The following is a 10,012-nucleotide window of genomic DNA, read 5'->3' as shown; positions in this document are numbered from 1 at the left end:
GGGGGCTGTTCTTGGGGTTTGCGTTTGGGCGGTTGCGGTGGCGGGGGGGGGGGGGGGGGGGGGGGGGTGGGGGGGGGGGGGGGGTGGGGGGGGGGGGTGGGGGGGGAGGGCAGGCCGGCCGCGGCGAAGTCCTGGTGGACGGCGTCCGGCAGCCGGCCGACCTCGACGCCCTCGGCCAGCGCCTCGACCTGCGCCAGGTGGCCCGGCTCGTCGATGGTGAACAGCTCCAGCGTCCCGAACCGGCGGTCGCGCACCTCGACGAAGCCGGGGCCGCGCCGGAAGACGCACTTGCTCGGGTAGTACGTGGCGCGCCAGTCGGCGACGACGTCCTGGGGGCCACCGGTCAACTGCTCGGGCGGGTACAGGTGGTGGAACCGGCGCCGCGCCGCGCAGCCGTCCGTGCAGTCGGCCTGCCAGAGCACGGCAAGCCCCTGCCCGGTCGCCTCGCGCAGCAGCATCAGCGCCCGCGCGGAGGCCGCCGGCGCGTCCGCGCAGAGCCGCACCGGCTCGGTCAGCCGCAGGCAGCGGACCCCGGCGCGGTGCAGTTCGGTGACCTCCGCCTCCGCCGGGCCGGACAGGGTGCGGCGACCGAGCGCGAAGCCCGGCAACTCCCTGGCGGCGGGGTCGTAGTCGAGCCAGAGCTCGACCTCCGGGCCGGCCGCGCGCCAGGAGGCGGCAACGGCCCCTCCAGGATCGGCCCTTCCCGCCACGGTCCTTCCCGCAACGGCCCTTCCCGCATCGGCCATTCCGGCATCGGTCCGTTCAGCCGATCGTGACGGCATCGAGCACCTCCTCGGCGCGAGGGCGGGCGGCGGCGGGGCCGTGCCGGTGCTGCATCCGCATCAGCACCTGGTTGTCGGACTCGACGGCGACCTGGAGGAAGCTGTCCCCGTCGTGGAACAGCAGGCCCAGCGCGGTGAAGCGCTCCAGCACCGGCTCGACCGCCGCCGCGCCGCCGGGGACCTTGGCGGCCAGCGCGGCGGTCGAGCGGGGCTGGTTCAGCAGCCGGAAGGCGGCGAGCTCCACCGGATCGGTCAGCTCGACCACCCGCCAGTCGTACTCGGGGCGGGTGTTGACGAGCGCGATCCGGCCGCCCGCGTCCCGGTAGCTGAGCCGGCTGTCGGGGAACCGCGCGATCCAGGTGTCCACCGCCGCGCTCAGCCGCTCCGCGAGGTCGCCGCCGATCCCGCGTGGTGGCGCGCTGAACACGTAGGCCAGTTCGGCGAGTTCGCTCTGCGGCAGGCGGTAGGTCGCGCCGTACTGGAAGGCCGGCCGGGTGATCGCGAAGCCCAGCTCGGGCCGGTCGAAGTACGGGCTGAACCGCTCGATCGCGATCCGTCCCGCTCCGGTCGGCGGGTCCAGGTGGTGCAGCAGGGGCAGTTGGCGGATCACCGACTCGTAGTCGGCCGGCTGCTCGCCGGGGAAGCCGTAGAGGTAGTTCCAGCTCACCGACACTCCGGCGCTCTGCGCGTCCCGCAGCGCGCGGATGTTCTGGCAGCCCGTCACCCCCTTGTCCATGATCCGCAGGACCCGGGTGCTCAGGCTCTCGATGCCGGGCTGCACCTGGGCCGCGCCCGAGTCGCCGAGGAGCTGGAACTGGTGGCGGCGCAGGTTGGCCTTGATCTCGAAGTGCAGCCGCAGATCGACCGGGAGTTCGGCCAGCGACTTGAGGACGGTGTCGAAGTAGCCCATGTCCAGGATGTTGTCGACCACGTAGACGTCCAACAGCTGGTGGCGTTCGGCGAGCGTGAGCACCTCGGCGAGGAAGTCCGTCGGCGGCTTGGAGCGGAACTCCATCGAGGAGCCGTTGAGCCCGCAGAAGGTGCAGTGGTGCTTCTCGCCCCACCAGCAGCCCCGGGAGCCCTCGACGACCAGCTTGGGATCGACCCAGCCGGCCGCGACGGAGGCGTCGAGCCGCTCGTAGAAGCCGTCGTAGCGGGGCGCCAGGATCGCCGCGGGCGGCAGCGGGCGCCTCGTCATCTCGTTGGCCGTCGACGTTCCGGAGTCGTCCCGCCAGCAGAGCCCGGGGACGGCGGAGAGGTCGCCGCCTGCCAGGAGCGCGGGGAAGGCGGCCTCGCCCTCGCCGCGCACCACGTAGTCCAGGAAGGGGAAGTTGCGGTGCAGCGCGGCGCCCTGCGGACCGTCGCAGTTCGCGCCGCCGAACACCGTGCGCACCTGCGGGCACCGCTGCTTGAGCAGCCTCGCGGCGGCGAGGCTCGCAGTGTTCTGCTGGAAGGTGGTGGTGAAGCCGACCAAGTCCGGTGGGTCGGCGGCGAGTTCGTCGACCAGTCGGGCGATGAACGCGGGGGCGATCGCGCGGGTGGCCCGGGTCAGTGCGATCTCCTGCTTGCTCGCACCGCTGGTGGCCAGGTACTCGAAGTAGGGTGCGAACTCGCCGTCGAGGTCATCGATGTCGCTGTCGTCGCCGTCGCCGTCGATGCCGGCCTCGATGCCGGGGGCCGGGCCGTCGTCACCGTACAGCGCGCCGGCGAACGCCCAGTCGCCCGCGCCCTGGAAGTAGGACTTCTCGGAGAAGTACTGGTAGTCGTCCACGCCGAAACCCGCGGTCTCGGCGGCCCAGTCCACGAAGTCCAGGTTGGCGTACCGCACTTCGACCTGGTGGCCGGCTCGTGCGGCAGCGGTGTGCATGATCCCGAGCGCCAGCGACGGCACGTCGATCGCGCCCCAGGGCATGTGCAGCAGGACGATACGCATGGTGGCCACTTCTGTTGTTCGCCGGCGGTCGGTGAGGTGTCGCTCCGGGGCACCGCAGGCGCCCCGGAGCGACGGTGAATCACTTGCCCTTGGTCTCGGCCTTCGGCTTCGGCTGCCCCTTGAGGGCAGGCGCGACCACTGCGGCCTTGGTGATGTCGAGCGCGAAGGCCTGGACCACCACGGCGCCCCGGTCACGCTCCGGGGTGCTGATCGGGTCGTTCTGAATGCTGCGTCGCTTCATGGCTGTTCACCTCCTTCCACCAGTTCGGCGGGTACCTCGGGGCGGTCGCCCCGGGGTGGCAGGGGGAGCGGTGCCGGCCAGGCGTGCTCGGCGAACCGGACCATCGTGGCCAGCACCGATCGGTGGTCGGCGGTCCGGCGGCTGTAGTGGCCGCCGTCCACCCAGAGCAGCTCGTGCGGCACCGCCAGCCGGCGCAGGTCCGCGGCGTACCGGGCGACCTGGTCGGGTGGGCACCGCTCGTCGGTCCGCGAGGCGACCAGCAGGACGGGCGAGCGGACCTGGTGCACGTACGATCGCGGGTCGGCCGCGCGGTAGCGCTCGGGAACCTCGTCCGGGGTCCCGCCGAAGAGCTGGCGATCGAGCTCGCGCAGTGCGGGGGTGGTGGTGCGGTAGGCGGCGGGGTAGTCCGCGATCGGCTGAGCGGCCATGCCGAGCGACCACAACTCCGGCTGCGCGCCCATCGCGAGCAGGGCCAGGTAGCCGCCCCACGAGAATCCGCACAGGCCGGTGCGCTCCGCGAGCGCCGTACCGTCGGCGACCAGCTCCGCGCGGACGGCGGCCAGGTCCTCGATCTGTGCCAGCCCGACCCGGTGGCCGTACTCGTGCTGCCAGCGGGCGCCGTAGCCGGTGGAGCCGCGGTAGTTGGTGCGCACCACCGCGTAGCCACGGCCGACCAGGGCGTTCACCCGCGGGTCGTAGGAGTCGCGGTCGTGGGTGGCGGGGCCGCCGTGGACCAGGAAGAGGGTCGGCCACGGGCCCTGGCCGGCCGGAGTGCTGACGAAGCTGTGGATCCGCCCGTACGGCCGGGGCGTCCAGCGCCGGCTGCGGGAGGTGTCGCCCTGGTCCGGATCGAGGCCCTGTCCGGGGTGGTGCGCAGTCTCCGTGCCGGGGCGCAGGACCAGCGGGCGGGGCGGTGTCGACTCCCGGCTCCAGACGCAGTGCAAGGTGCCGTCCGGAGCGCAGGACAGGTCGTGGATCGTGCCGCCGGGGGTGCTGATCTCCCGGACGGGCGGGGCCTGTTCCGCCGGTCCTCGGCGCGCGGCCCCCTGCTGCGGCGCCCCTTGCCCCTCCGGCGGGTCGAGGTCGGCGAGGAGCAGTCGGCTCCGCCCGGCCCGCTCGTGCTGGATCAGCACCTCGCGCGGCCCCTGGTACCAGCCGGCCGATATCTGCGAGTCGAACGACAGCCCCGGGTACCTGCGCAGCCCCGTGCCGGCCTGCCAGGTCGCGACGGTGTACTGCTCGTCCTCCTCGACCACCAGCAGCAGCTCCGGTTCGAGTACCGCGAGCGGGTTGAACTCGATCGGCCAGAGCCGCAGTCGGCGGTGCCCGGCGATCCGCAGCGGACCGTCCGCCTGCGCGCCCGTCTGAACGGTCGCCTGACCGTCCGCCTGCGCGCCCGTCGGCCACAGGACCACCGAGTCGTCCCCGTCGGGCCGCCCGCCGAGGGCCAGGAGCCGGCCGTCCGGCGACAGGTCGGCCAGGTTCAGGTACCCCGGCGCCGAACCGATCAGCAGGGCCTGGCCCGCGGGCGGTCCGACGTAGCAGTGCGAGGCGCCGTCGACACCGACGACCACCGCCGCGAGCGCGCCCGTCCGGTCGAAGGCGACGCCGTACGCCCGCCCGCGCGGCACGCCGTGCAGCGCCTCGCCGCCCGCTCCGCCGGCGAACGGCTCGCGCCGCCACCGCCCCTCCCCGGCGTTGTCGGCGTCGAACCACCAGACGGCGTCGCCGTCCGGCTCGATCTCGCTCAGGTGGACGCCCCCCGGCCGGTCGGTGACCACCCGGCGCCGACCCGTCCCCAGGTCCCAGGCCACCGCTTGCCAGCGCTCGTCGACGAGTCGCGTCTCGACCGCGCGGTCGGCCGCCAGGGCGGCGAAGCCGGGGGACTGGAACGCCTGTGTCACGGACCCGGCCCTTTCGGCTCGATGGTGGGAACAGACTGCGCTGAACGTCCCGAGGCCGGTGCACTGGCGTGAAGATCCAGTGAACTGGCGTGAAGAAAAGGCCACTTGTGGAGGATCGCCGCCACTCTAGGGGGGTGCCGTGGCTGCGAACAGACCTTTCGCACAGTTGGCCGAAATGCAGCTGAGGTGAATGCGGGCCGGCAGGGGTGTGGATGTGCCGGGAACGCGCAGCGGGAACGCACAAAGGCCGGCCGTCGCCGACCGCGCGTTGATCGCTTGTCTGCCACGGATTCCTACGGTCGGGCCTTCGGCAAGTTCCGCACCGCTCAAAAGGATTCCCATGATCGACCAAGCCGCGTCGTCGCGCGGTGGCGCACCCTGGATCGGCGACGATCCGCGATTCACCGAGTTGCGCGCCGCCTACCGCAGGTTCGTGTTCCCGGTGACGGCGGCGTTCCTGCTCTGGTTCCTGGCGTACGTACTCTGCTCGGCCTACGCCCGCGGCTTCATGGCGGCCAAGGTCGTCGGGAGCATCAACGTGGCCCTGGTCTTCGGACTGCTGCAGTTCGTCTCGACCTTCGGCATCGCCCTGGCCTACGGCCGGTTCGCCGCCCGGCGGTTGGACCCGCTGGCCGAGGCCCTGCGGAGCACGGCGGCGTCCCGTCCGGCCCCACCGGCCGGACACGCCGACAACCAGGAACTGACGGAGAGCCAGGCATGACACAGCACCTTCCGCTCGCCGCGGCGACGGCGCAGGCGGCATCGCACAAGGGCCTGACCATCGGCCTGTTCGTCGCCCTGGTGGCGGTGACCCTCGTCATCACCCTCTGGGCGCGGCGGAGCACCCAGGGCACCGGCGGCTTCTACACCGGCGGCGGCCAGTTCTCCGCGCTGCAGAACGGGATCGCGATCTCGGGCGACTACCTGTCCGCGGCCTCCTTCCTCGGCATCGCCGGGATCATCGCGCTCTCCGGGTACGACGGCTTCCTCTACTCGATCGGCTTCCTGGTCGCCTGGCTGGTCGCGCTGCTGATGGTCGCCGAACTGCTGCGCAACACCGGTCGGTTCACCATGGCGGACGTGCTGGCCGCGCGGCTGCGCAGCGGTCCGATGCGGACCGCCGCGGGCGTGTCGACCATCGTCGTCTCGATCTTCTACCTGATCGCGCAGATGGTCGGCGCGGCGACGATCGTGGGGCAGCTGCTCGACGTCAAGGGCGCCTCGGCGCAGATCTGGACCATCGTCGGGGTCGGTGCCCTGATGATCGTCTACGTCGTGGTCGGCGGGATGAAGGGCACCACCTGGGTGCAGATCGTCAAGGCGGTGCTGCTGATCGCCGGCGCGGCGATGATGACCCTGTGGGTGCTGGCGAAGTACGGGTTCGACCTCAGCCACCTGCTCGGGGACGCCGCCGCGGCCTCCAAGAAGGGCGACGCCTTTCTTCAGCCCGGCCTGAAGTACGGGGCGACCGACGGCTGGTCGAAGCTCGACCTGGTCAGCCTCGGCGTCGCCCTGGTGCTGGGCACCGCGGCGCTGCCGCATGTGCTGGTCCGCTTCTACACCGTCCCGACCGGCCGCGACGCGCGCAAGTCGGTGAACTGGGCGATCGGCATCATCGGGGTCTTCTACCTGATGACCCTGGTGCTCGGCTTCGGCGCGGCCGCGCTGGTCGGCACGGCGACGATCAAGGAGAAGGATCCGTCCGGCAACACCGCCGCCACCCTGCTGGCCGAGCACCTCGGCGGCGGCGCGGGCACCACCGGCGGCTCCCTGATGCTCGCCTTCATCGCGGCGGTGGCGTTCGCCACCATCCTCGCGGTCGTCGCCGGGCTCACCCTGACCTCGTCGTCGTCGTTCGCCCATGACCTGTACGCCAGCGTGATCCGCAAGGGCAGGGCCACGGAGCGGCAGGAGCTGGTCACGGCGAAGATCGCCGCCGTGGTCATCGGCGCGGTCGCGGTCGCCCTGTCGATCTTCGCCAGGGACCTCAACGTGGCGTTCCTGGTGGCCCTGGCCTTCGCCATCGCGGCCTCGGCCAACCTGCCGGCGATCCTGCTGACGCTGTTCTGGAAGCGCTTCACCACCGTCGGCGCCAAGTGCGGCATCTACGCGGGCCTGGTCAGCTCGATCGGCCTGGTGCTGCTCTCCCCGATCTGCTGGGGCGGCGCGACCGGCACGGTCCACGCCGTGAAGCTGACGGCCGCCCAGGCGAAGGACTGCGGGGTGGAGGCGTCCAGCAAGCAGGTCGGCAACGCCACGGCGCTGATCTCCTGCACCACCACCGCACCGGTGCCGCTGCAGAATCCGGGCATCGTCTCGATCCCGATCGGGTTCGCGGCCGCGGTCCTCGGCTCCCTGGTCGGCAGCCGCCGCCGTCGCGACGAGGAGTCGGACGGGCGCGGCTTCGAGGAGCTTGAGGTCCGCGCGCTCACCGGAGTGGGGCGGTAGAGCGTGGAACCGGGCTCCAACCTCGACGAGTTCCTCTCCGACCTCGCGCGCTACGCCGCCGCGGACGTCCTGACCGCCCAGCTCACGGCGGACACCCTGCGCAAGTACCTGCGGGCCGGACTGATCGTGCCCGACGACCTGTGCGCCGGTGACACGGACGGCTACTCGCAGCGGCTGCTGCATGCCGGACGGACGCACTCCGTGGTGGCCCTGACCTGGCTGCCCGGTCAGTCCACCCCGATCCACGACCACGTCGCCTGGTGCGTGTCCGGTGTGGTGGAGGGCGTCGAGGTGGACGAGGCGTTCCGGCTGTGGCGGCCCTCCCGAACCGGCCGCAGGGTGCTGGTGCCGTCCGGCCGGACCACCTGCTCTCCCGGCCGGGTGCAGCTCCTGGTGCCGCCCGACGAGGACATCCACCGGGTGTCGAACGGCGGCACCGGTCGCGCGGTCTCCCTGCACGTCTACGGCGCCGACATCGCGCTGAACGGGGGCAGCTCGATCAACCGGGTCTTCGGGAACGAGGTCGTGGACCTCCCGCCGGACGGCGCCCGCCTGGTGAGCTGGCGGAGCCCGGAGAGCCTGGCCCCGTGACCGCCCCGTAGCGAACCGACGGGCCGTCCGCCCCGGACGGCCCGTCGGCCACACCCGGGCCCCTGCCCGGTGAGGCGGGCGGGGCCGTACGGCCTGACGTCGGGTTCTGCTGCGGTCGGCCGGGTCGTACCCCGCGATTGGTCCAGACCTATTGACGAGCTGCGCCGCCCCTCCTACGATCCGGTCCGGCACAGCCCCACATGTCCCCACCTCACCCACAGCCGGGCGTCGCGCCCCCACGCGTCGGTCATGTCCATGGCGCTCGGCGGGAAGGGAACGCAGCATGTTCCGTCGAAGGTCGCGTACTCCACGTCCGTCGGGCGAGGTCCGCCCCTGTCCGGATCCCGGCCGCCCCGAAGGCGACCGGACCGGGAGCGAGCCGCTCCGGGCCCCTGGCCCGCAGCCGCGGGCGAGCGTGGAACGCGCAGCGCAGGTGAACCGGACCAGCCGCGCCCAGCGCGGGCCGAGCGTCCTGCGGCGCTCCCTCGCCGGGGTGAGCGCCGTCGCCGTCATCGGCGCCGGCATCGCCGTGGCCGGCTCCGTCACGGCCGGGGCCGCCACCCCCAACCTGGTGGCCAACCCCGGCTTCGAGAACGGGCTCTCCGGCTGGACCTGCTCCGGCGGCTCCGGCGCGGTCGTCAGCAGTCCGGTCCATTCCGGCGCCGCCGCGCTCAAGGCCACGCCGACCGGCCCGGACAGCGCCCAGTGCGCCCAGACCGTCAGCGTGCAGCCCAACTCCCAGTACACGCTGAGCGCCTACGTCCAGGGCAGCTACGTCTACCTGGGCGCCACCGGCACCGGCGCCGGCAGCGACCCGTCCACCTGGACGCCGAGCAGTGCGTCGTACAGCCAGCTCAGCGTTGGCTTCACCACCGGGCCGAACACCACCTCGGTGACCGTCTACCTGCACGGCTGGTACGGGCAGCCCGCGTACTACGCGGACGACGTGTCGCTCACCGGCCCCGGCGGCAGCAGCCCCACACCGACCACCCCGCCGCCCACGACTCCTCCGCCGACCACTCCGCCTCCGACGACTCCTCCGCCGACCACTCCTCCGCCCACCACCCCGCCGCCGACCACCCCGGCGCCGGGCGACACCTGCCCCACGAAGCCCAGGCCGTCGGGCAAGGTCCTCCAGGGCTACTGGGAGAACTGGGACGGCGCCGCGAACGGCGTCCACCCCGGCATGGGCTGGGTCCCCATCACGGACAGCCGGATCGCCGCACACGGCTACAACGTCATCAACGCCGCCTTCCCGGTGATCCTCTCGGACGGCACCGTCCAGTGGCAGGACGGCATGGACGCCAACGTCAAGGTCTCGACCCCCGCCGAGATGTGCCAGGCCAAGGCGGCCGGGGCGACGATCCTGATGTCGATCGGCGGTGCCGCCGCAGGCATCGACCTGAGCTCCAGCACCGTCGCCGACCGGTTCGTGGCGACGGTCGTCCCGATCCTCAAGAAGTACAACTTCGACGGGATCGACATCGACATCGAGACCGGCCTGTCCGGAAGCGGCAGCATCGGCACGCTGTCCGCCTCCCAGGCCAACCTGATGCGCATCATCGACGGCGTACTGGCCCAGATGCCCGCGGGCTTCGGCCTGACGATGGCCCCCGAGACCGCGTACGTGACCGGCGGAAGCGTCACCTACGGCTCGATCTGGGGCGCCTACCTGCCGATCATCAAGAAGTACGCCGACAACGGGCAACTGTGGTGGCTGAACATGCAGTACTACAACGGCAGCATGTACGGCTGCTCCGGTGACTCCTACCAGGCCGGCACCGTGCAGGGCTTCACCGCGCAGACCACCTGCCTGAACAACGGCCTGACCATCCAGGGCACCACCGTCAAGGTGCCCTACGACAAGCAGGTGCCCGGTCTGCCGGCCCAGCCCGGTGCGGGCGGCGGCTACATGGACCCGGGCCTGGTCGGCCAGTCGTGGAACGCGTTCGGCGGTTCGCTGAAGGGGCTCATGACGTGGTCGCTCAACTGGGACGGCTCGAAGGGCTGGAGCTTCGGCGACAACGTGAGGTCCCTCCAAGGCCGTTGATCACCCGCTGATCACTCGCTGACGTCCCGCCGGCTTCCCGTGCACCGGTGCACGGGAAGCCGG

General features: G+C 72.3%; 8 protein-coding genes. 4 read left to right on the top strand and 4 right to left on the bottom strand.

Translation table 11 applies throughout. The features are described 5' to 3' along the window. From ACFVX9_RS26975 to ACFVX9_RS26960, 4 genes are all read right to left on the bottom strand, one after another. A partial coding sequence (locus ACFVX9_RS26975; RefSeq protein ID WP_387983918.1) for a DUF5825 family protein occupies positions 1 to 710 on the bottom strand: 710 nt, incomplete at its 3' end. Between the two features lie 52 nt (positions 711 to 762). Then, positions 763 to 2,715, bottom strand: coding sequence for a RiPP maturation radical SAM C-methyltransferase (locus tag ACFVX9_RS26970; protein ID WP_387983915.1), 1,953 nt, complete (start codon positions 2,713 to 2,715; stop codon positions 763 to 765). 79 nt (positions 2,716 to 2,794) lie between these two features. Next, positions 2,795 to 2,956 (bottom strand): hypothetical protein, encoded by a 162-nt coding sequence (locus ACFVX9_RS26965; protein WP_159398304.1) that lies wholly within the window; start codon positions 2,954 to 2,956, stop codon positions 2,795 to 2,797. Then, on the bottom strand, positions 2,953 to 4,860 hold the full coding sequence (locus ACFVX9_RS26960) for an alpha/beta hydrolase family protein (RefSeq protein ID WP_387983912.1): 1,908 nt from the start codon (positions 4,858 to 4,860) through the stop codon (positions 2,953 to 2,955). The genes ACFVX9_RS26965 and ACFVX9_RS26960 overlap by 4 nt, the downstream gene beginning before the upstream one ends. 340 nt (positions 4,861 to 5,200) lie before the next feature. Between ACFVX9_RS26960 and ACFVX9_RS26955 the strand changes: the two genes are divergently transcribed. The 4 genes from ACFVX9_RS26955 (at position 5,201) to ACFVX9_RS26940 (ending at position 9,949) form a co-directional block, all read left to right on the top strand. Beyond that, positions 5,201 to 5,581, top strand: a complete 381-nt coding sequence (locus ACFVX9_RS26955; protein ID WP_387983910.1) for a DUF485 domain-containing protein — start codon at positions 5,201 to 5,203, stop codon at positions 5,579 to 5,581. Continuing rightward, positions 5,578 to 7,308 (top strand): cation acetate symporter, encoded by a 1,731-nt coding sequence (locus ACFVX9_RS26950; protein WP_380495330.1) that lies wholly within the window; start codon positions 5,578 to 5,580, stop codon positions 7,306 to 7,308. The genes ACFVX9_RS26955 and ACFVX9_RS26950 overlap by 4 nt, the downstream gene beginning before the upstream one ends. 3 nt (positions 7,309 to 7,311) lie before the next feature. After that, positions 7,312 to 7,899: a cysteine dioxygenase family protein gene (locus ACFVX9_RS26945; RefSeq protein WP_063345975.1), complete on the top strand. Its 588-nt coding sequence runs from the start codon at positions 7,312 to 7,314 to the stop codon at positions 7,897 to 7,899. Positions 7,900 to 8,332: 433 nt separating this feature from the next. Beyond that, on the top strand, positions 8,333 to 9,949 hold the full coding sequence (locus tag ACFVX9_RS26940) for a carbohydrate binding domain-containing protein (RefSeq protein WP_380380777.1): 1,617 nt from the start codon (positions 8,333 to 8,335) through the stop codon (positions 9,947 to 9,949). Positions 9,950 to 10,012 lie beyond the last annotated feature (63 nt).

It is taken from the genome of Kitasatospora sp. NPDC058243 (assembly GCF_042882025.1).
GTDB lineage: Bacteria > Actinomycetota > Actinomycetes > Streptomycetales > Streptomycetaceae > Kitasatospora.
This window is presented reverse-complemented; position numbering and strand designations above follow the sequence as displayed.